Consider the following 25,231-nt stretch of genomic DNA (forward strand, 5'->3'; position numbering starts at 1 on the left):
ATGGGCGACGTTCCTCTCACCATCGCCCAGTACATCGAGCTTCGCGGTGACATCGACCTCGACCTGCTGACCGAGGCCAGCAAGCGCACCGGCCGGGAGTTCGGCTCCGGCTTCCTCCGCCTCGTCGAGATCGACGGCGTTCCGTACCAGTACGTCGACAAGGCGCTCGACGACGCCATCACCTACGTCGACCTCCGCGCCGAGGACGATTCCGTCGACGCCGCCGAGAAGTGGATGCGGGCCAACTACAGCGCCCCCGTCGACCTCCTCGAGGACCGCCTCGTCGTGGTCTACCTGCTCCACGTCGGGGAGAATCACTACTTCTGGTTCTGCCGCATCCATCACATCGCGCTCGACGGTTTCGGCGCGATGGCGCTGATCGCACGCATCGCCGAGATCTACACCGCGCTGGTCGAAGGCACCGAGCCGCCGGCCTGCCGCGCCGAGGACCTGGTCCGGATCGTCGAGGACGAGCAGCGGTACCGCAACTCCGAGCGGTTCGCGAAGGATCGCGAATACTGGGCCGAACGCACCGCGCACCTGCCCGAGGCCCCGAGCCTGGCCGGTCGTGCGGCCATGGTGGGCAAGTTCGCGCGGCTCTCCTCCGAGGCGCTGCCCGAGTCCACCGCCACCCTTCTCGACGAGGCTCTCGGCGGCAGTAACGCCAGTTCCGCGCCCATCGTGGTGGCCGCATTCGCCGCGTACCTGGCCCACATGACCGACCGGACGGACGTCGTCCTCAGCCTCCCGGTCTCGGCGCGCACCACCGCCACGTTGCGCCGCTCCGGCGGGATGGTGTCGAACATCGTTCCGCTCCGACTGCAGATCACCCCGGAGATGACCGTCCCCGAGCTGGTCAAGAGCGTCCAGATCGAGCTCACCGGCGCCCTGCGCCGCCAGCGGTACCGGCACGAGGACATCCGCCGGGACGCCGGAGCGCCCCAGGGGCAGCGTGGCTTCTTCGGTCCCTCGATCAACATCATGATGTTCCACAGCGAGATCAAGCTGGGGACGGTCACCGGACACCAGAACGTCCTCACCACCGGACCGGTCGAAGATCTTTCGCTGAACATCTACCAGGGTGTGGCGGGCAGCAAGATCCACATCGACTTCGAGGCCAACCCCAATCTGTACTCGGCGGACGAGCTGGACCGTCACCACAGCCGCTTCTTCGACTTCTTCGAGCGCTTCCTCGCCGCCGGTGACGATGCTTCGGTGTCGGACCTGGCCGCGATGAGCGACGAGGAACGCGGACAGGTCGTGACCGGGTGGAACGGCGACGTCGTGTCGCCGCCGGCGGGGACCGTCGTCGACCTGTTCGACGCCCAGGTCGGACGCACCCCCGACGCGACGGCACTCGTCTTCGACGGTGCGGAGCTCACGTACGCCGAGTTCGACGCGCGGGTGAACCGTCTCGCCCGGACACTGATCGGCAGGGGAGTGGGTCCGGAGACGAAGGTCGCGCTCGCGATCCGCCGCTCGCTCGATTCCATGGTCGCGATGTACGCCGTCGTCAAGGCGGGCGGCGCGTACGTGCCGCTCGACCCCGACCACCCCGCCGAGCGCACGGCGTACGTGCTCGAAAGCGCCCGCCCGCTGTGCATCCTCACGGTCGCGCGGGACGGCCTCGCCTTTCCCGCCGGTCAGGACGTCGTGGAGATCGACGCCCTGGATCTGAGCGGCGTCCCGGCGGACCCGATCCGCGACGACGAACGGACCGCCGATCTGCGGCCGGCCAACCCGGCCTACGTCATCTACACGTCCGGGTCCACCGGACGTCCGAAGGGTGTGGCGGTGAGCCACGCTTCGGTCCTGAACCAGGTCACGTGGATCGCGTCGCGCTACGGGCTCGATGCGGACGATGTCGTGCTGCAGAAGACCCCGACGACGTTCGACGTGTCGGTGTGGGAACTGTTCGCCGCACTCGCCTCCGGGTCGCGCCTGGTGATCGCCGCGCCCGAGGGGCATCGCGATCCCGCCTATCTCGCCGACGTGATCGCGCGCGAGAACGTCACCGCGACGTCGTTCGTCCCGTCGATGCTGTCGGTGTTCGTCGCCGAGGCGGACCGCGAACAACTCGTCAGCCTGCGCGTCGTTCTCGTTGCGGGAGAGGCATTTCCGCCTGTCGTCGCCGCAGCGTTCCGCGCGAAGTCCGACGCCGGGTTGCACAATCTGTACGGCCCCACCGAGTTCACCGTGCACGCCACCGCAGGCGAGGTGGATCGGGAGACCCTCCACACGATTCCCATCGGCACCCCGGTGTGGAACACCGAGGCGTACGTGCTCGACGGCCACCTCCGGCCCGCTCCCATCGGATCCGCGGGAGAGCTCTATCTCGCGGGCGCCCAGGTCGCGCGCGGCTACGAGGGCCGGCCGGAGCTCACGGCAGAACGTTTCGTGGCCAATCCCTTCGGTGCCGCGGGAACCCGTCTGTACCGCACCGGCGACCTCGTCAAGTGGCGCGTCGACGGCAGCATCGAGTACCTCGGTCGCACCGACTTCCAGGTGAAGGTGCGCGGCCTGCGCATCGAACTGGGCGAGATCGAGGCCGCGATGTCCTCGTATCCCCATGTGGCGCAGTCCGTTGCGGTCGTCCACGACAGTTCCCTGGGGCAGCGGCTCGTCGGTTACGTCGTCCCCGAACCCGATTCGGCGCTGGACGTCGAGGATCTGACCGTCCACGTCGGCCGTGCGGTGCCCTCGTACATGGTTCCCGACGCCGTCGTGGTGATCGCCGAGATGCCGGTCGGCGCGAGCGGCAAGCTCGACCGGAAGGCCTTGCCCGAACCCACGTTCGCGGCGGAGTCCAGTGAGTACGTGGCCCCTCGCAGCACCATGGAGGAGTCGATCGCAGGACTGTTCGCCGAGGTTCTCGGTCTGCCGCGGATCAGTGTCGGCGACTCGTTCTTCGCGCTCGGTGGCGACAGCATCGTCTCGATCCAGCTGGTGTCCCGCGCGAAGGAAGCCGGTGTCCTGTTCACGGCTCGTGACGTCTTCGAGCGCAAGACCGTGGCCTCGCTCGCCGAGGTCGCGAAGTCGGCATCCGAATCGGCGACGGTGCACGTCCTCGAGGAACTGCCGGGCGCCGGTATCGGCACGATGCCGCTGACACCGGTCGTGCACTGGATGACGGAGCTGGGCGGCGACTTCCACCGCTTCTCCCAGTCCATCCTCCTGGCCCTGCCGCCGAAGGTGGAGCGCGACCGCCTGGTGCGCACGCTGGCGGCCGTCGTCGATCGCCACGACGCTCTGCGTTCGTCGCTGCGCCGCACCGACTCTCCGGCCGGATGGTCGCTGGAGGTCGCACCGATCGGCTCCGTCGACGTCGACCGGCTCGTCGATCGCGTCGAGTTCAGCGAGGGACCCGGCACCGACTCGTTCGAGGCGCTGGCCGCGCACGTCCTCGAGCGCACGGTGGACACGTTGGACCCGGCGACCGGCAGCGTGGTGCGTTTCGTCTGGTTCACGCCCGCTGAGGACTCCGGAGATCTCGCACCGCAGGACGGCGAGGACGCCGACAGCGGGGAGGGTGAGAGCACCCCGCAGTCGGGACGACTGCTCGTCGTGATCCACCACCTCGCCGTGGACGGGGTGTCCTGGCGAGTGCTGGTGCCCGACTTCGCGTCCGCGTGGGCGCAGATCGCCGCCGGGGCGGACCCGCTGCTCCCGGCGGTCGGCACCTCGGTCCGCCGCTGGGCGCACGGCCTCGCCGACAACGCCCGGAGCGCCCGCCGCGTGGCCGAACTCGACTACTGGCGCACCACCCTCGACGGTGCGGACCCGCTGATCGGTTCGCGGGCCCTCGACGGCCGCGACACGGTCTCGACCACCGGCCGGGTCCGCCTCGAGGTCTCGGCCGACGTCACCGACGGTCTGCTGACCGACGTGCCGCGCGCATTCCACGGCGGCGTCAACGACGGTCTCCTCACCGCACTCGCCCTGGCCGTCGCTGCATGGCGCGCGGAACGCGGCGTCACCGAGACCTCGACCCTCGTGCACCTCGAAGGTCACGGCCGCGAGGAGACGGTGCTGCCCGGCGCCGATCTCTCCCGCACGGTCGGCTGGTTCACCAGCATGTTCCCGGTCCGGTTGTCGGCGCCCGGCGTCGACGTGCGCGACGCCCTCGCCGGCGGTGCGGCCGCAGGTCACGCCGTCAAATCGGTGAAGGAACAACTCGCACGGGTACCCGAGCACGGCATCGGTTACGGAATGCTGCGATTCCTCAACGCCGAGACCCGCGCGGTTCTCGCGGCGTTGCCGAGCCCGCAGATCAGTTTCAACTACCTCGGTCGCGTGTCGGTGGGCGAGATCCCCGACGCGTTCCGGGCGGCGGGCTGGGTGCCGGACACCGACACGATGGAGCTGACCGGTACCCGCAACAGCGAGATGCCGGTGCACTTCGCCCTCGACATCAACGCGATGATCGTGGATGTCGAAGGAGAACAGCGACTTTCGGCCACCGTCGACTTCCCCCAGGGTGTTCTCACCGACTCCGAGGTGGGCGAGCTCACCGGCCTGTGGACGCGCGCGCTCGAAGGGCTCGTCGAGCACACGAGGCGGCCCGGAGCCGGTGGCCGGACGCCGTCGGACCTCGACCTCGTTTCGCTGAGTCAGAGCCGGATCGACACCCTCGAGAGCGACTATCCCGCGCTCACCGACGTCTGGTCGCTGGCCCCGCTGCAGGTGGGCTTGCTGTTCCACGCGTCGCTGGCCGGTACCGCCACCGACGTGTACACCACCCAGCTCGTCATGGACCTGGGCGGATCCGTCGACACCGACCGTCTCCGCCGTGCCGCGGAGTCGCTCGTCGCGAGGCACCCCAACCTGCGCACCGCGTTCGTCGCGGGCGACGACGGCACCGGCATGCAGGTAGTCGTCGACCGGGTGGACGTTCCCTGGACGCACGTCGACCTCTCAGCAGCGTCCGACGCCGACCGTGAGGCAGAACTCGATGCGCTGATGCTCGCGAACCGGACCGACCGATTCGACATGACCGCACCGCCTCTCGTGCGATTCCTGCTGGTCGAGACGGGCGAGGACCACTACCGGTTCGCCGTCACCAACCACCACATCCTCCTCGACGGCTGGTCGCTGCCGATCCTCGTCCAGGATCTGCTGACCCTGTACGCGGTGGACGGCGACGCGCTGGCACTGCCGCAGCCGCGTCCGTACCGCAGCTACCTCGAGTGGCTGTCCGCGCAGGACCCGCAGGTGCCCGTGGCCGCATGGACGAAGGCCCTGCACGGTGTCGAGGAGCCCACCCTCCTCGCACCCGCGCACGCGGAGACCGCCCCGACGCTCACGCCCGGTGAGCTCGTGATCGATCTGCCGGACGACCTGCTCGCCGACATGACCGCGCGCTCGCGCGAACTCGGCGTCACCATGAACACCCTCGTCCAGGCCGCGTGGGGAATCGTGCTGGGCAGGCTGACCGGGCGGGACGACGTGGTGTTCGGCACCACCGTCTCGGGCCGTCCGCCGCAGGTGCCCGGCATCGAGTCCATGCTCGGGCTCTTCATCAACACCCTGCCGGTGCGGGTCCGCGTCCGGGCCGGCGACGCCGTCCGCACCCTGCTCGACCGCATCCAGCACGAGCAGACCGAGCTGCTCGATCACCATCACGTCGGGCTCACCGACATCCAGCAGGGACTCGGCCTCGGCGCGCTGTTCGACACGTTGATGGTCTACGAGTCCTACCCGCTCGACCGTGAGGCGCTCACGAAGAACAGCGACATCGAGGGTCTCCGAGTTCTCGACGTGACGTCCAACGACGCCACGCACTACCCGCTGGCGATCGTCGCGATGACCGACCCGCGGCTGCACCTCACGGCCAAGTTCCTTCCCGAGATCTTCGACGCCGCCGAGGTCGAGGAGATCATGGAGCGGGTCGTCCGCGTGCTCGGTGCGCTGTCCGGGGACGTCGACACGCTCGTCGCGGACATCGACATCCTCGCTCCCGGCGAGCGTGCGTCCCTGCTGGCGGCGCACGGCACCGACGCCGCCGCACCGCTGTCGCTGCCGGAGATCCTCGCCGCGACCGCGGCGGAGAACGGCGAGCGCACGGCTCTCGTCGCGGACGGCGAATCGCTCACCTACGCGGAACTCGACGCGCGCTCGAGCCGACTGGCCCGGGTTCTCGTCGATCGCGGTGTGGGGCCGGAAACGTCTGTGGCGCTCGGGATGACGCGCTCGCTGCACTCGGTGATCGGAACGTGGGCAGTGGCCAAGGCCGGCGGCACCTTCGTGCCCGTCGACCCCCGCTACCCGTCCGAGCGCATCGCACACATGGTCGCCGACTCCGGCGCGATCCTCGGCCTGACCGTGGCCGCTCAGCGGGACACCCTTCCCTCGGGTGTCGAATGGCTCGCCCTGGACTCGTCCGAGTGCGACGCGCTGTGCGCCCCGAAGTCGGCGGAGCCGGTGACGGATTCCGAGCGGACCGCGCCGGTACGGCTCGACCACCCGGCGTACATGATCTACACGTCCGGTACCACCGGTCTGCCCAAGGGTGTCGTCGTCACTCACACCGGGCTGGCCAACTTCTCCGCCGAGCAGCGCACCCATTACGGGGTGAGCCCGTCGGCACGGACCCTGCACTTCGCGTCCCCGAGCTTCGACGCGTCCGTCCTCGAGCTGCTGCTCGCCTTCGGCTGCGGTGCCACCATGGTCGTTGCCCCCGCCGACCTGTACGGCGGTGAGGAACTCCGAAACTTCCTCGCGGACAACGAAATCACCCACGCCTTCGTCACACCCGCCGCGCTCGCATCGGTGGAGCCGGCCGGACTCGACCGGCTCGAGGTCGTCGTGGTCGGCGGCGAGGCGTGCCCGCCGGAACTGGTGGAACGCTGGGCGCCGGGTCGCCGGATGTACAACGGTTACGGACCCACCGAGGCCACCGTAATGAGCAACGTCAGCAACCTGCTGGTGCCCGGGAGCCGGGTCGAGATCGGCGGTCCCGTCTGCGGTGTCACCGTCTACGTTCTCGACGAACTGCTGCGCCCGGTACCCGTCGGCGTGGCGGGGGAGTTGTACATCGCAGGCCCCGGCCTCGCCCGCGGCTACCACGACCGTCTCGGCCTCACCGCCGAACGTTTCGTCGCGAACCCGTTCGGCGACAGCGGCAGCCGGATGTACCGCACGGGCGACGTCGTCCGGTTCGTCGTCGACCACGGGCACCGCGCCGGTTACGGCGTGGAGTACGTGGGCCGCAGCGACTTCCAGGTGAAGATCCGTGGTTTCCGGATCGAACTCGGCGAGATCGACGCGGCGCTGGTCAAGCACCCGGACCTCGAATTCGCGGCCACCCTCGGCACGTCGATGCCATCGGGTTCGACCGCCCTCGTGTCGTATGTGCTGCCGACCGCGGGCGCCGCGGTGGACGTGACCGAGGTGACGCATTTCGTCGGCGACATACTTCCGGCGCACATGGTGCCGAGCGCGATCGTCGTCCTCGACGAGATCCCGCTCACCACCGCAGGCAAACTCGACCGGAAGGCCCTGCCCGAGCCCGACTTCGACGCCCTGCAGAGCGAGATGATCGAGCCGCGCACGCCCACCGAGGAACTGGTCGCCGGTGTGCTCGCCGACGTGCTCGGGCTCGCGAAGATCAGTGTCGCCGAGTCGTTCTTCGACCTCGGCGGCAACTCGCTCGTGGCGACGAAGGCGGTCGCCCGGCTCAACGCTGCCGCGGGCACCCGTCTGGGTGTGCGCGAGTTGTTCGAGGCGCCGACCGTGGAGCGGCTCGCAGTAAAGGTGGCCGAGCAGGCCGGCACCGGCTCCGACCGGCCGGTCCTCGTCGCGGGACCGCGCCCCGAGCGTGTTCCGCTGTCGATGGCTCAGCAGAGCATGTGGCTGATGAACCGGTTCGACACCGCGTCCTCGGCGTACAACATCCCGCTCGCCGTGCGCCTGTCCGGTTCGCTCGATTTCGACGCGATGTCGTCGGCCGTGTCGGATGTGCTCGCGCGGCACGAGTCTCTGCGGACCGTCTTCCCCGACTCCGGCGACGGCCCGTACCAGCAGGTCGTCGACACCGAACAGGTTCCCGTCGACCTGACGCCCGTCCCGGTGACCGAGGCCGAACTCCACACGGCCCTCACCGAATTCGCCACCGAGGGGTTCGACGTCACGGTCGCGCCCCCGCTGCGTATCCGGTTGTTCGCCACGAGCGAGAGCGAGTTCCTGCTCGTCCTCGTCGTGCACCACATCTGCGCCGACGGTGCGTCGATGTCGCCGCTCGCGCGCGACGTCATGGTCGCGTACAGCGCGCGCACCGCCGGTGCCGCTCCGCTGTGGCAGCCGCTGCCGGTGCAGTACCCCGACTTCGCGCTGTGGCAGCGCGAAGTCCTCGGCGATCCCGCCGACACCCAGTCGCTCGCGGCGAAACAGATCGCGTATTGGTCGGAGACACTGTCGGGCACTCCGGAACTGCTCGAACTCCCGACCGATCGCCCGCGACCCTCCCGGCAGTCGATGCGGGGAGACTTCGTCGACTTCGGAATCCAGTCGCAGGTCTACGACGGACTCGAGCGACTCGCGACGGCGCGGGGCGCCTCGCTGTTCATGGTCACGCACACCGCTCTCGCGATTCTGCTCTCGCGGCTCAGCGGCACCGACGACATCGCGATCGGCACCCCTACGGCGGCGCGCCACGACCAGTCGCTCGACGACCTGGTGGGAATGTTCGTCAACACACTGGTGCTGCGTACCGAAGTGCACGCGGGCGACGGGTTCGGCGACCTGCTCGCGCGGGTACGAGAGCACGACCTGAACGTTTTCGAGAACTCAGACGTACCGTTCGAAAGCCTGGTGGAGACCCTTCGTGTCCGGCGTTCGACCGCGTACTCGCCGCTGTTCCAGGTGATGCTGTCGTTCCAGAACAACCGCATCGGCGCTCTCGAGCTGCCCGGGCTGTCGGTGCAGGTGCTCGAGGACCTGGGTGAGGGCGCGAAGTATGACCTGACCCTCACCTTGACCGAGCGAGTCGACGACACCGGAAGGCCCTTCGGACTCAGCGGCCGGTTTACGTACGCCACCGACCTGTTCGATCGGGCGAGCGTGGAGCGGATCGCGGAGCGTTTCGTCCGCATTCTTCGAGCCGTCGTCACCGACCCAGATGTCTCGGTGGGCGACATCGACATTCTCACCGAACGTGAAAGAGCAAAGTTGACCCCTGTCAGGCCCGCCCGCACGATGACCGTTCGCGAGCTGCCGCAGCTCTTGGCTGCCGCTGTCGACGTCGCTCCCGACGCCGTCGCGGTCGCCCACGATGGCATGCAGGTGACGTACCGCGAGTTCGACGAGCGGCTCCGCATGATGTCCGCGCCGCTGTCGGAGCGGGGGATGGGTCCGGACGCGATCGTCTCCGTGGTGCTGTCCGGTCTGGTTCCCACGATTATGATGGCCCCGCCGTCCGAGGACGGAAAGGACGGCTTCGGGGCGATCCTGGACACGGTGATCGCCGATGCGCACGCGCTCGTTGGAGACGTCGACCTCGAAAAGTACACGGCCGCACCGATCGTCTCGGAGCAGGCGGCCCCCGCCTATACGGCCGCGGCCCGGCCGGAGTCCCCTCTCGCCGCATGGCACGAGCACGTGCAGCGCGACCCCGACGCCGTCGTGGTGGTCGGCGGTGGAGTCGCGACGACGCGTGCCGAGCTGAACGGCCGCGCCAACCAGGTGGCCCGCGAACTCGCGAACCGGGGTGTCGGGGCCGACGACGTCGTCGCCCTGATCGTTCCGCGTTCGCTCGACTGGGTCGTCGGGATGCTCGCCGCGTGGAAGGTCGGTGCCGCGTACTCGCCACTCGACCAGGCGTGGCCTCTCGAGCGTATCGCGGGTCTGGTGGAGACAAGCGGAGCGCGCGTGGCGATCACCACGTCGTCGTGGCGCGAACTGGGCCGTACGCCGTTGGGTGACACCGTTCTCGACGAGGCCGTCGTCCTCGACGCTCCGGACACCGTCGCGGCGCTGGCCGAGTATGACGCGCGCGACCTCGGGTTCGACCCGTGGACGGACGACGAGGCGGGATCCCGTCTCGCATACGTTATCTCGACGTCGGGCTCGACGGGACGGCCGAAGCCGACAATGGTGCCCATGGTTGGTGTGATGAACACCTACCGGTGGTACCGCGACGAAATTCGCATCGGCGACGGCACGGGTGTCCTCGTCGCGAGTTCCCCGCTGTTCGACCTCACACAGAAGAACGTCTGGGTTCCGCTGATCTCCGGTGGCGTACTCCACCTCGCGGCGGAGGGGTTCGACCCGGCGGACATACTCCGTCATCTCGCCATGAGCGATGTCCGCGTCGTGAACATGGCGCCCAGCGCGTTCGAACTGCTTGCCGAACTCGATGTCGACGACCGCCTGGCGTCATTGGACTGCGTCGTCCTGGGTGGGGAGCAGATCAGGCCGGCTGCGTACGCGAAGCTGATCGGCCGGGGTGTCCGCCTGGTCAACTCTTACGGCCCGACGGAAGCGTCGGACGTGAGTGCGTCCTACGAGCTCGACCTGACTGCACCCGGCGCAGAGGCCACCCCGATCCCGATCGGGTCCGCGCTGCCGGGAGCCGACTACTACGTGCTGGACAAGCGGCTGCGCCCCGTGCCTACCGGCGTGACCGGCGAACTATACATCGGCGGCGTCGTAGTGGGACGCGGTTACGGCGGGATGACCGGCACCACCGCCGCGCGTTTCGTCGCCAACCCCCTCGGCGATGCCGGCGCCCGCATGTACCGGACCGGCGACCTCGTGCGCGAGCGCGCCGACGGTGAGCTGATCTTCCTCGGGCGCAGCGACTTCCAGGTCAAGATCCGCGGTCTGCGGGTCGAGCTCGGTGAGATCGAGTCGGCCCTGACCGCGATGGACGAGGTCAAGCAGTCGATCGTCGTCGTCCACGAGCGTGACGGTCTTCAGCGGCTCGTCGGGTATGTCACGGCCCCGGCAGATGCGACCGTGGCGGCCCACGACGTGTCCACGCACCTGCGTTCGGTTCTACCGTCACACATGGTCCCCGACGCGCTGGTCGTCCTCGACGAGATGCCGTTGAACTCGAGCGGCAAGATCGATCGCAAGGCGCTCCCGGCGCCCGAGTTCGCCGTGGACACCGCTGAGTTCGTTGCTCCGCGCACGCCGCTGGAAGAGATCGTCGCAACGATCTTCGGCGATGTGGTGGGTGTCGATCGCGTGAGCGTCGACGCGTCGTTCTTCGATCTCGGTGGCAATTCGCTCAGCGCCACCCGGGTCGCGGCACGCCTGTCGTCGTCGACGGGCGCGATCGTAGGCATGCGGGATCTCTTCGAGGCTCCCACCGTCGCCGAACTGGCCGCCTTCGTCGAGCAACAGGGCGGCAACGGAACACCGCGCCCCGCTCTCGTCGCGCAGGCCCGGCCACAGGAACTCCCGCTGTCGCTGGCGCAGCAGCGCATGTGGTTCCTCAACCGCTTCGACCCGGCGTCGCCGGCGTACAACGTGCCGCTGACGGTCCGGCTCCGTGGCGACCTCGACGTCGCGGCGATGTCGTCCGCTCTTTCCGACGTCGTGACGCGCCACGAAATCCTGCGGACGGTGTTCCCCGACTCGGATTCCGGTGCGCACCAGGTCATTCTTCCTGCGTCGAAAGTCGACCTGGGGCTCGAATCGTTCGAGGTCGCCGAGGCGGATCTGACGGTGCGGCTGTTCGAGTTCGCGTCCCAGGGATTTGACGTCACCGACACCCTCCCGGTTCGCGCACGCTTGTTCCGGATCGGTGTGGACGACCATGTACTGGTTCTGGTGATGCACCACATCGCCTCCGACGGCGCGTCGACGCTGCCGCTGGCACGCGACATCATGGCGGCCTACACCGCGCGTCGCGAGGAGAGCGAGCCGCAGTGGCCGGAACTCCCGGTCCAGTATGCCGACTACGCGATTTGGCAGCGCGCTGTCCTCGGATCCGAAGACGATCCGGAATCTGTTGCCACGCAGCAGATCGATTTCTGGTCGAAGACTCTCGCAGGTCTGCCTGACGTGCTCGAGCTGCCGACCGACCGGCCCCGCCCCACAGTGCGGTCGATGGCAGGTGGCTCGGTCGGCTTCACCGTCAGCGCCGACCTCCACCGTCGGCTGGGGGAGACCGCACGGGAGCACAATGTCTCCCTCTTCATGGTTCTGCACGCGTCGCTGTCCGTGCTGCTGGCGCGGCTGAGCTCGACAACCGACATCGCCATCGGAACGGCAATCGCGGGCCGCGGCGACGAGGCGCTCGACAACCTCGTCGGCATGTTCGTCAACACGCTGGTACTGCGGACGGAGGTCGAACCCGGTGCGTCGTTCACGGCTCTCCTCGAACAGGTCCGCGAACAAGATCTGAAGGCGTTCAGCCACCAGGACGTTCCTTTCGAGCAGTTGGTCGACGCGTTGAAGCCGACCCGATCCACGGCGTACACGCCGTTGTTCCAGGTAGTCCTGACGCACCAAGTCAACGGAATTCCCGCGCTGGAATTCGCGGGGCTCGAAGCAACCCCCGGCGCGGTCGATGTCGAGTTCAGCAAGTTCGACCTCACCGTCGACCTGCAGGAGCAGTGGTCCGACGAGGGAGTTCCCACCGGCATCAGTGGGTCGCTCGGCTACGCGACGGAGATCTTCGACGCAGGCACGGTCGAGGGTTTCGCGGATCGTTACGTGCGGATCCTCGAGGCTGTGGCGACGACCACCGACATCACGGTCGGGGACATCCCCATCCTCGACGCCGAGGAGACCCAGGAACTGACACCGGTCCGCGGTATCGAGGGCACGTCGCCCACGACTCTCGTCGAACTGCTGTCCGCGGCCGTCGCCGCGAATCCCGACGGTGACGCGGTCGTCTCGGGCGGCGAGAGCATCACCTACCGCGAGCTGGACGAGCGCTCGAACCGTCTGGCGCGCATCCTGATCGAGCGCGGAGTCGGCGCGGAGACGTTCGTCGGGCTCGGTATCACCCGCTCGATCGCGTCGATCGTCGGCATCTGGGCCGTCGCCAAGAGCGGCGGCGCATACGTGCCGATCGACCCCCGGTACCCGGACGAGCGCATCGCGCACATGGTCACCGATTCCGGTGTGTCGCTCGGACTTTCCGTGAGCTCCGAGGTCGGCCGGCTTCCGGCGGACGTTGACTGGCTGGTCCTCGACGGCGAAGACTTCGAGAACGCCGCCGCGCGGTACTCCACGGCCCCCGTCGCGGAGCCGGAGCGTCGCACGGCGGTGACACCGGCCAACAGCGCCTACGTGATCTACACGTCCGGCACCACCGGGCAGCCCAAGGGCGTCGTCGTGACCCACCGGGGTCTCGCCAACTTCGCGGCCGAACAGCGTGAGCGTTACCAGGTGACGACGGACTCCCGGACGCTGCACTTCGCGTCGCCGAGTTTCGACGCGTCCGTCCTCGAACTGCTGCTCGCGGTCGGCGCCGGCGCCACCATGGTGATCGCTCCCACCGACGTGTACGGCGGACCCGAGTTCGCGCAGTTCCTGCGCGAGCACCGCGTCACGCACGGCTTCGTCACGCCTTCGGCGCTGGCGTCCGTGGATCCGTCCGGGCTCGACGACTTCCAGTTCGTCGTCGCCGGCGGCGAGGCCGTCCCGGCGGAACTCGCGGCGCGCTGGGCACCCGGACGCTCGCTGTTCAACGGATACGGTCCCACCGAGACCACGATCATGACCAACATCAGCGACCCGATGGCCGCCGACGGCCCGGTCACGATCGGTGGTCCGATCCGCGGCACCAGCGCACTGGTCCTCGACGATCGGCTCCGCCCCGTTCCGGTCGGTATCGCAGGTGACCTCTATCTGTCGGGTCTCGGACTCGCCCGTGGCTACCATCGGCGCACGCCGCTGACCGCGGGACGCTTCGTCGCGACCCCGTACGGTGAGCCGGGCGACCGGATGTACCGCACCGGGGACGTCGTGCGCTGGACGAAGGACGCGGACGGCGCGCTGACCGTCGACTACGTCGGCCGCTCGGACCAGCAGGTGAAGATCCGAGGATTCCGCATCGAACTCGGCGAGATCGACGCGGTGCTCGCCAAGCACCCCGCCGTCGACTTCGCCACGACGTCCGTCCTGCCCGGACCGTCCGGGGATTCGGTCCTCGTGTCGTACGTGCTCCCGGTGCCGGGCGCCGAGGTGGACGTCACCCGGATGCTGGACTTCGTGGGCGAGTTCGTGCCCACATACATGGTGCCGTCGACGATCGTGACCCTCGACGCCATCCCGCTCACCCCGGTGGGCAAGCTCGACCGCCGGGCCCTGCCCGAGCCCGAGTTCCTCACGGAGGGAAGGGAATACCGGGCTCCCGAGACAGACGTCGAGCGCACCGTGGCGGATATCTTCATCGACGTTCTCGGTGTGGAGCGGGTCGGACTGGACGACTCGTTCTTCGATCTGGGCGGCAACTCGCTTGTCGCGACTCGCGTTGTGTCGCGGCTGAACACGGCGCTCAGCACCGACCTCGGCGTTCGTGAACTTTTCGAGGCACCGACCGTCGCCGGTCTCGCCCGGCGCGTGGCCGAACACGGCGCCCGTACTGCCGCCCGCCCCGCGCTCGTTCCACGTCCGCGCCCCGACCGCATCCCGCTGTCTCTCGCACAGCAGCGGATGTGGTTCGCCAACCGGTACGACCCGGCTTCAGCCGCGTACAACATCCCGCTCGCGCTACGGCTCACGGGATCGCTCGACGTCGCGGCGTTGCAGACCGCGTTGCGGGACGTCGTGGTACGGCACGAATCGCTGCGGACACTGTTCCCTTCCTCGCCGGAGGGGCCGTACCAGGTCGTGCGTACCCCGGACGAGGTAGGAATCGACCTTGCGGTCACGCCTGTCGCCGACGACACCGATCTGCACCGGCAGGTGTTCGCCCTCGCAACGACCGGTTTCGACGTCGCGAAGGCCGTCCCGGTTCGCGCCGCGCTCTACCGGGTAGGCGGCGAGAGCAGTACCGAACACGTGCTCGTCGTAGTGATCCACCACATTTCCGCGGACGGCGGGTCCATGGCGCCTCTTGCGCGCGACCTGCTGACTGCCTACAGTGCTCGGATTGCCGGCGGGCAGCCTGGCTGGACGCCGCTTCCGGTGCAGTTCGCGGACTTTGCGTTGTGGCAACGTGAGGTGCTCGGCTCCGAGGACGACCCGACGTCCCCGGCGTCGAAGCAGCTCGAGTTCTGGAAGGACACCCTCGCGGACCTCCCGGCCCTGCTCGACCTCCCATTGGATCGTCAGCGGACCCCCCACCGGTCGCCACAGGGTGCGCGTGTGGAGTTCGAGATCGATGCCGAGCAGAAGGCCGCGCTCGCCGAGGTCGCCCGTCGGCACAACTCGACCGTCTTCATGGTGGTGCATGCCGCCTTCGCGGTGCTCCTCTCGCGGATGAGCGGGACCGAGGACATCGCGGTGGGCACACCGGTGGGTGGTCGCGGAGATGCCGCCCTCGACGACCTCGTCGGTATGTTCGTCAACACGCTCGTGTTGCGGACGAAGGTCGCGCAATCGGCCACCTTCGGCGACGTCCTGGCGAGTGCGCGCGAGACGGATCTCGGCGCGTTCGAGCACACGGATGTGCCCTTCGAGCGTTTGGTCGAAGCGCTCGCTCCGGTGCGGTCCAACACGTATGCACCGTTGGTGCAGGTCATGCTGACCTTCCAGAACAACGAGACTGCCCGGCTCGAGCTGCCGGGACTGACCGTGACGGCACTGGACAGCGAAGCCACCCTCGCGAAGTTCGATCTGACGCTCGCAATCGACGAGCAGGGAGCGGACGCCCAAGGCCCGACGCGGGCGGTCCTCACCTATGCCACCGACATCTTCGATAAGACGACCGTGGGCAAGTACGCGGATCGTTTCCAGCGCATCCTCGACGCGGTCGTGGCGGACAGTTCCGTCGTGGTCGGCGACATCGACATCCTGTCGGCCGACGAGCACGCGGAGCTCGACAGCCGCGTCGCGTCCGAAGCCCCCGTAGCGTCGCTCGGTTCGCACAGTGTCGCCGAGGACTTGGCCGCGAAGCCGCTGCCGGAGCTGCTCGACGCTGCGGCGTCGGTCAACCCCGACGGCACCGCGCTGTCGCACAACGGAATAGACGTCACCTATCGGCAATGGCACGAGAAGTCCGGCGAGCTGGCCAAGACCTTGGCGAGTGTCGGTGTCGGTCCGGAGGCCGCGGTGACTGTCGCGCTGTCCACCTTGCTGCCCGGTCTGCTCGACGGTGCGTCGGGTGAGGGTTTCGCGGATCAGTTCGCAGGCATGCTCGCCGGGGTGATCGCCGAGGCCACCTCGACGTCCGACGGACGCGTCGACGCCCTTCCTGTCGATCTGATCGATTGCTGGCACGAGCAGGTGAGTCTCGACCCGGACACTCTCGCGCTCGTAGGTAACGGGATCCGACTGTCGCGGCGCGAGCTGAACACGCGTGCGAACCACGTTGCGCACGAGCTGGTGGCTCGCGGAGTCCGTCCGGACGACGTGGTGGCCCTCGTCGTCCCGCGGTCGATCGAGTGGATCGTCGGCATGCTGGCGACCTGGAAGGCCGGAGCTGCCTATGCTCCGATCGATCCGGCGTATCCGGCTGAGCGCATCGCAGCCATGATCGAGGACTGTGGCGCTCGCATGGTGATCAGCACGGGCTCGTGGGCCGACGCGGACGGCGTGAATGTCGATGTACTCGTTCTCGACGATCCCGATGTGTCCGAGGCGCTCGCCGCGCGCGAGGGCACCGATCTCGACAACCGTTGGGCGGAGCCGGGTTCCGGTGCACGCCTGGCATACGTGATCTCCACGTCAGGGTCGACCGGCAGGCCGAAGCCCGCCCTCGTACCGATGACCGGCTTCTGCAACATGATGGTCTGGTTCCGGGGGCAGCTCTCCCTCGAGCAAGGGGACGGTGTTCTGGTTTCGTCGGCTCCGGGATTCGACCTCACCCAGAAGACGGTGTGGGGAACGCTGTCATCGGGAGGCGCTATCCATCTCGCGGTGGAAGGCTTCGAGCCGCAGTCGATTCTGCGGCAGATCGCCGAGAACGAGTTGACTGTGGTCAACATGGCGCCCGGAGCATTCGAGATCGTCGCCGAGCTGGAGAACGATGAGGAACTTGCCTCCGTTCGCACCATCGCGCTCGGTGGCGAAGCCGTCAAGGCGGCGCCGCTGAAGAAGTTCCTCGACCGAGGCGTGCGGTGCCACAACAGCTACGGGCCCACCGAGGCGTCAGACATCGTGACGTCGTATGTGATCCAGCCCGCGGACGCGGTGTCAGATCAGCTGCGTCTGCCGATCGGACCCGTGCTGGACAACGTGGCTCTCTATGTTCTCGACGGCCGTCTGCGCCGAGTGCCGGACGGCATGACGGGTGAGCTGTACGTCGGTGGCATCGCGGTCGGCCGCGGATACGGCAACATGTTCGGTGTCACGTCGACCCGTTTCATCGCCGACCCGTTCGGCGCTTCGGGAACGCGCATGTATCGCACCGGCGACCTCGTGCGTCGCCGAAACGACAAGAACTACGACTTCCTGGGCCGTACCGACTTCCAGGTCAAGATTCGCGGGCTGCGTATCGAACTTGGTGAGATCGAGTTCGCGCTGCTCGCCCACCCCGACGTCTACCAGACGGTGGCGGTGGTGCATGAGAGTCCGCAGGGTCAGCGCCTCGTGGCGTACGCGGTGCCGGCCGAGGGCGAGCTGCACCCGAGCGAGGTCTTGGCCTCGCTCGAGAAGAAGCTGCCCGCGCACATGGTTCCGGACGTACTCGTGGTGCTCGAGTCGATGCCGCTCAACAACAACGGCAAGGTCGACCGCAAGCGCCTGCCGGAACCCGACTTCGAATCGGAGCATCGCGAGTACGTCGTACCGCGGACCGAGGTCGAGGCGGTCGTGGCGGGCGTCTTCGCGCAGGTCCTCGGAATCGACAGAGTCGGCGCCACCGATTCGTTCTTCGATCTCGGCGGGAACTCGCTCAGTGCCACCCGTGTCGTTGCACGTCTCGATATGGCTCTCGGCACGGAGCTCACGGTGCGTTCGGTGTTCGAGAACCCCACCGTCGAGGGTGTTGCTGCACTGGTCGAGCGGGCTGTCGACGGCGACCGACCCCGTCTTCCATTGGTCGCCGGACCGCGTCCGGAACGGATTCCGCTGTCACTGGCACAGTCCCGGATGTGGTTTATCAACCAGTTCGACACCGGGTCGGGGGCCTACAACCTGCCGATGGCGCTACGCCTGAGCGGAAACCTGGACATCGAGGCCCTGCATGCTGCAATTGCTGATGTCCTGCAACGGCACGAGTCGCTGCGCACCGTGTTTCCCGAATCGCCCGACGGGCCGTGTCAGGTCATTCTCCCGGCCTCGGATGCGGTACCGCAGTTGGTCGCGGACCCTGTGGGCGACGAGGCCGAGCTGTACAGGCAGGCCAGGGAACTGGCAAACGCCGGTTTCGACGTCAGCACTTCCGTTCCGTTTCGCGTCCGCCTTCTGCAGGTGAGCGAGAACGAGTACATCCTCGTCCTCGTCGTCCACCACATCGCGGCTGACGGTGCATCGATGGCGCCGCTGTTCCGCGACATGATGGAAGCGTATGTTGCGCGCGCTGCGGGGACAGAACCCGGCTGGGAGCCGCTCTCGGTGCAATACGCGGATTTCGCACTGTGGCAGCGTCAGGTGCTCGGCGACGAATCCGAACCGGGTTCGATCGCGGCGCGACAGATCGGCTACTGGAGTAGGACACTCGCGGACCTCCCTGAACTGCTCGAATTGCCCACCGATCATCAGCGTCCGCCGGTGCAGTCGTTGCGGGGCGCGACATTCGCGTTCGAGATCGATGCGCAGACGCATCGAGCGCTCGCCGCTGTCGCGCGCCGGCATAACGCGAGCATGTTCATGGTTGTGCACGCGGCGTTCGCGGTGCTGCTAGAGCGTCTCAGCTCCGACACCGATCTCGCCATCGGGACCCCGATCGCTGGTCGCGGCGTACGGGAAGTCGACGACATGGTCGGCATGTTCGTCAACACGTTGGTGTTGCGGAGCACGGTGAACCCGGACGCCCGCTTCGTCGAGTTGCTCGAGCAGGTTCGCGAGACGGACCTCGAGGCATTCGCGCACGGCGACGTCCCCTTCGAGCGCCTGGTCGAGGTGCTGAAGGTGCCCCGCTCGACCGCGCATCAACCGCTGTTCCAGGTCGCGCTGGCGTTCAACAACAGCACCGGCGCCACCCTCGAACTCCCCGGACTGGAGGTGTCGATACTCGAAACACCTTTGGATGTGGCGAAATTCGATCTACAGCTCAGTGTCGGCGAGCGCTACGTCGATGGGGGAGCCGCGGGTATCTCCGCGTCCTTCAACTACGCGACAGATCTGTTCGATGAGGTCACGATCCAGGGCTTCGCGAGGAGATTCGCCCGCATCCTCGACGTGGTCTCGACTGAGCCGTCGGCAGTGCTCGGTGATATAGAGATCCTCGATCCGCAGGAGAAGGCGGCAATCGCGCCGGTGCGAGGTCTCGATTCGGTGGCACCGCAGGTGCTGCCCGATCTGCTGCGTTCACGGGTCGAGATCGCTCCGGATGCAACCGCGCTCTCTTTCGAGGGACGTGAGCTGACTTACCGTCAGCTCGATGAGCAGTCCAACCGGTTGGCACGAGTGCTCATTGGGCACGGCGTGGGTCCGGAGACCTATGTTGCTCTCGCGATCACGCGTTCTGTCGAATCGATTTGGGGAATCTGGGCGATCGCGAAGGCCGGCGGTGCCTACCTGCCTGTGGACCCGAAGCTTCCGTTCGACCGCGTGGCCGAGATGTTGTCGGACTCGGGTGCGGGCCTGGGCCTCACTGTGTCAGGCGTGCACGACAGTCTCCCGCAGGCCGTGACGTGGTTGCAGCTTGACAACGAAAAGTTCGTCGCCGAAGTCGATTTGGAGGATGCAGGCCCGGTTGAGGACAATGACCGCATCCGTCTCCTCGCGGTCGATCACCCGGCGTACCTCATCTACACGTCAGGTTCGACGGGTAAGCCGAAGGGCGTCGTGGTGACCCACCGCGGTCTTGCGAACCTCACTCACGAGGTGCGCGAGCAATACGGCGTGTCGCCGAGTTCCCGATTCCTGCATGTGGCCTCGCCCAGCTTCGACACGTCGGTCGGTGAGATGCTCGCCGCGTTCAGCGCGGGTGCCACTCTGGTGATTTCGCCCGCAGACGTCTACGGCGGCGACGAACTCGCCGACCTGATCCGTCGCGAACGGGTCAACAACGTGGTCATGACGCCGACCGCGCTGATGACCGTCGACCCCGACGGGCTCGACTCCGTCACGTCCGTCGTGGTCGGTGGCGACACCTGCACACCGGAACTCGTGGCACGGTGGGCTCCCGGCCGCGAGATGCGCAACGCCTACGGTCCCACCGAGACCACGGTCATCGTCACCATCACCGAACCGATGGTGGCGGGTGAGCGCGTGACGATCGGTTCGCCGCTGCGTGGCGTCGAATCCCTCATCCTCGATTCGCGGTTGCGTCCGGTGCCGGAGGGAGTGCCCGGGGAGCTCTACATCTGCGGCCCGTCGGTGACCCGCGGCTACCACAACCGTCCGTCGGTCACGGCGGAGCGGTTCGTGGCCAACCCGTTCGGTGAACCCGGCGCGCGCATGTACCGCACCGGCGACGTCGTGCGCTGGGCGGACGGACATCGGGTGGAGTACGTCGGCCGGTCCGACTTCCAGGTGAAGGTCCGTGGGTTCCGCGTTGAACTCGGTGAAATCGATGCGGCGCTGGCCGCGCACCCGACGGTGGAGTTTGCCGTCACGGTGGGTCGCCAGGACCCGTCCGGTCAGACCGCGCTTGTGTCCTACGTGCTGCCTGCCATGGGTGGCACTCTCGAGGCAGACGACCTGAAGGCTCTGGTCGGCGAGACCCTGCCGCCGTACATGGTTCCCGCCGTCGTGATCTTCCTCGACGAGATCCCACTGACGACCATCGGCAAGCTTGATCGCACTCGGCTACCCGAGCCGGAATTCGTGTCGTCGGTAGCCGAGTTCCGTGCCCCATCGACATCAATCGAACAGTCGATCGCCGACATCTTCACAGATGTCCTCGGGCTTACCGAGGTGAGCGTGGACGACAGCTTCTTCGACCTCGGCGGAAACTCGCTGAGCGCCACCCGTGTCGTGTCGCGGGCCGGACAGGTCTTCGGTCGTCGCATCGGAGTGCGGGAACTGTTCGAGGCGCCGACGGTCGCGGGCCTCGCCGCCCGCATCGGCACCCCCGACGAGAACATCCGACAGCGACCCGTCCTCGCGCCGCGGGAGAGGTCTGCCTTCGTCCCGTTGTCGCTGGCACAGTCCCGGATGTGGTTCATCAACCGCTTCGACCCCGACTCGCCCGCCTACAACATCCCGCTCGCGGTCCGGTTGACCGGTGCACTCGACGTGGACGCGCTGCAATCCGCCGTGTTCGACGTGCTCGACCGGCACGAGTCGTTGCGCACGATCTACCCGGACTCGCCGGAGGGCCCGCACCAGGTGATCCTCCCCGCCGACCAGGTCCGGCTGGACCTGACGCCCGCCGCGGTGTCAGACGACGAACTGCGCGAGCAGTTGGTGGAGATGGTCACCGCCGGATTCGACGTCACCGCCGACGTCCCGCCGATCCGGACGCGACTGTTCGAGGTCGGCCCGCAGGACTACGTGCTGGCACTCGTCGTGCACCACGTGTCCACCGACGGGGAGTCCACGGCGCCGTTCGTGCGCGACGTCATGGTGGCGTACGCGTCGCGGGCGGCCGGCGGGGAACCCGGCTTCGCGCCGCTCCCGGTGCAGTACGCGGACTACGCGATCTGGCAGCGTGAACTCCTCGGCAGCGAGGACGACCCGGACAGCCTGATCGCCGCCCAGCTGGCCTTCTGGACGAAGACGCTGGCCGGCGTGCCCGACCTTCTCGAGCTGCCGGTGGACCGGCCGAGACCGCCCGTGCAGTCCCTGCGCGGGTCGCGGATCGACTTCACCATCGACGCCGAGGTGCACCGCGGTCTGGCCGCACTGGCCCGCGGGCACAACGCCAGCGTGTTCATGGCCGTGCACGCCGCGTTCGCGGTGCTGCTCAGCCGTCTGTCCGGCACCGAGGACATCTCGGTGGGCACCCCGATCGCAGGCCGCGGTGAGCGCGAACTCGACGACGTCGTCGGCATGTTCGTCAACACCCTCGCACTGCGTGTACAGGTAGACGGGCAGCAGACGTTCGACGAGATCCTCGACCGTGCCCGGGAGGCAGACCTCGAGGCGTTCTCGCACGCCGACGTCCCGTTCGAGCGCCTCGTCGAGGTCCTGAACCCGGCACGATCGATGGCCCACCACCCGATCTTCCAGGTGGGCTACTCGTTCCAGAACACGACGAAGGCCGAGCTGGAACTGCCCGACCTCACCGTCACACCGCTCGAGGTCGAGGGCGACACCGCACAGTTCGACCTGCATCTGATCCTGGGGGACAGCCCCGAGGGGGAGCAGATGTCGGGCGTGTTCACGTTCGCCACCGACCTGTTCGACGCCGCCACCGTCAAGCGTTTCGCGGACATGTTCCGCCGCGTCCTGGCCGCCGCGGTGGATTCGCCGCGGACCGCGGTCGGCGACCTGCCGCTCACAGGCAGCGACGAGCGCGCGCTCGTGGTGTCCGGATGGAACGACACCGAGCGGGCGCTGCCGGAGACGACGCTCGCAGACATGTTCGCGTCCGCCGCCGCGGAGAACCCGGACGTCACCGCCCTCGTGTTCGAGGGCGAGTCTCTGACGTACGCCGATTTCTCGGCGAGGGTCAACCGGTTGGCCCGCCACCTCGTCGGCCGTGGGGTCGGCCCGGAAACCGTGGTCGGCCTGGCGATTCCGCGTTCGGTGGAACTGCTGGTCGGCATGTACGCGATCGCCGCGGCCGGCGGCGCGTACCTGCCGATGGACCCGGATCATCCGGCCGAGCGCACCGCGTACGTGCTGGAGAGTGCGCAACCCGTCTGCGTTCTGGCGACCCGCGCCGTCGTCGGGGGACTGCCGGGTGGGGTCGACTACCTCCTCCTCGACGAACTGGATCTGGGCGGAATAGACCCGGCTCCGCTGACCGACTCGGAGCGGATCGCACCGCTGCGGCCGGAGAACGCCGCGTACGTCATCTACACGTCCGGCTCGACCGGTCGCCCGAAGGGTGTGGCGATCGCGCACCGTGCGATCGCGAACCAGTTGCGGTGGAAGCAGTCGGAATACCCGCTCACCGCCGAGGATTCGGTGCTGCTCAAGACGGCGGCGACATTCGACCTGTCGGTGTGGGAGTTCTGGTGGGCGCTGACCGCGGGCGCACGTCTGGTCGTCGCCACACCGGACGGCCACCGCGACCCGTCATACCTGGCCGCACTCGTTGCGGAGCAGCAGGTCTCGACCGTGCACTTCGTGCCTTCGCTGTTGTCGGCGTTCGTCGCGGTGGCGGAGCCTGCCCAGCTGGTGTCGTTGACACGCGTGCTCTGCATCGGTGAGGCACTGCCCGCCGACACGATGCTCCGGTTCCGCGACGTCTCCGACGCGGAGATCTTCAATCTGTACGGCCCCACCGAGGCCGCCGTCAGCGTCACCCACTACCGGTGCGGCGACGAGCGCGACGGTTCGGTCCCGATCGGCAGGCCCGAATGGAACACGCAGACCTACGTTCTCGATTCGCGTCTGCACCCCGTTCCCGCCGGCGTCACAGGTGAGCTCTATCTCGCGGGCGAGCAGCTGGCGCGCGGCTACTTCGGCCGCCACGACCTCACCGCGGAACGGTTCCTCGCCAACCCGTTCGGCGAGGCCGGACACCGGATGTACCGCACCGGTGACCTGGTGCGATGGAACCGCGACGGCAACCTCGACTACGTCGGCCGGAGCGACTTCCAGGTCAAGGTCCGCGGTTTCCGCATCGAGCTCGGCGAGATCGAGCGGGCGCTCGTGGCACACCCGTCGGTGGCGCAGGCCGTCGTCGTGGTCCACCACGACCGTCACACCGGGGACCGGCTCGTCGGCTACGTGGTGCCGGAGCAGGGCGACTCCGTCGACGACGCCGACATTCTCGCGTTCGCCGGCCGGTCGGTGCCGGGGTACATGGTGCCGTCCGCGCTGATCGCCCTCGATGCGCTGCCGCTGAACATCAACGGCAAGCTCGATCGCAAGGCGCTCCCCGAACCCGAGTTCGGTGGCTCCGTGGACCATTACAAGGCTCCGCGTACCCCGGTCGAGGAGATCGTCGCGGGAGTCTTCGCGGACGTGCTCGGTCATGAGCGGATCAGCGTGGACACGAGCTTCTTCGACCTCGGCGGCAATTCACTGGTCGCGACGCGCGTGGTCGCCCGTATCAACGCCGCACTCGACACCTCGATCGGTGTGCGGGAACTGTTCGAGGCTCCGACGGTGATCGCGCTGTCGGCTCGCGCCGAGCAGTCCGATTCGGTGGGCGCGAACCGCCCGGCGCTGGTGCCGCAGCCGCGTCCGACCCGGATTCCGCTGTCCCCGGCGCAGTCCCGCATGTGGTTCATCAACCAGTTCGACACGGCGTCGGCGGCGTACAACATTCCGCTGGCGATCAAGCTGACGGGCCGCCTCGACGTCTCGGCGCTCGAACAGGCACTCGGCGACGTCGTCGAACGGCACGAGACGCTGCGCACGACGTACCCCGACACCGGAGACGGTCCGGGCCAGGTCGTGTTGTCGCGGGCCCGGAGTTTCACCTCACTGGACGTGGAGAACGTCGCCGACGAGAACGCCCTGCATGAGCGCGTGATCTCCCTCGTCACCGCCGGTTTCGACGTCGCGAAGGCCGTCCCGGTCCGCGCGCGTCTCCTGCGGATCGACGCCGAGCAGCACGTGCTGGTCATCGTGGTCCACCACATCTCGTCCGACGGTGCCTCGACGGCACCGCTGGCGCGCGACGTGGTGATCGCCTACAGCGCCCGCGCCGCCGGCTCCGAACCCGCCTGGGCTCCGCTCGACGTCCAGTACGCGGACTTCTCGCTCTGGCAGCACGAGTTGCTGGGCGACGAGAACGCGTCGGATTCGCTGGCCACCAAGCAGATCGACTACTGGCGGACCACGCTCAGCGGTCTGCCGGACGTGCTGCCGTTGCCGACGGACCGGCCGCGGCCGCCCGCGCAGTCGATGCGCGGCGCGAACTTCGACTTCGAGATCGACGCGGAACTGCGAGACCGGCTCGGGGCGCTGGCGCGCGAGCACAACGCGTCGCTGTTCATGG

General features: G+C 68.0%; 1 protein-coding gene (cut by a window edge). It reads left to right on the forward strand.

Going from position 1 to position 25,231, the window contains the following annotated elements; genetic code table 11:
• A protein-coding gene (locus tag QM806_RS02390) for a non-ribosomal peptide synthase/polyketide synthase (protein ID WP_502943818.1) crosses the window boundary here: on the forward strand, nucleotides 1–25,231 show its 5' portion. Its footprint extends 8,513 nt past the window's final position; 25,231 of the gene's 33,744 nt are visible here — the first part of the coding sequence; its start codon is at nucleotides 1–3; the stop codon falls past the right edge of the window.

The sequence above is a fragment of the Rhodococcus sp. IEGM 1351 genome, from assembly GCF_030056875.1.
GTDB lineage: Bacteria > Actinomycetota > Actinomycetes > Mycobacteriales > Mycobacteriaceae > Rhodococcus_F > Rhodococcus_F opacus.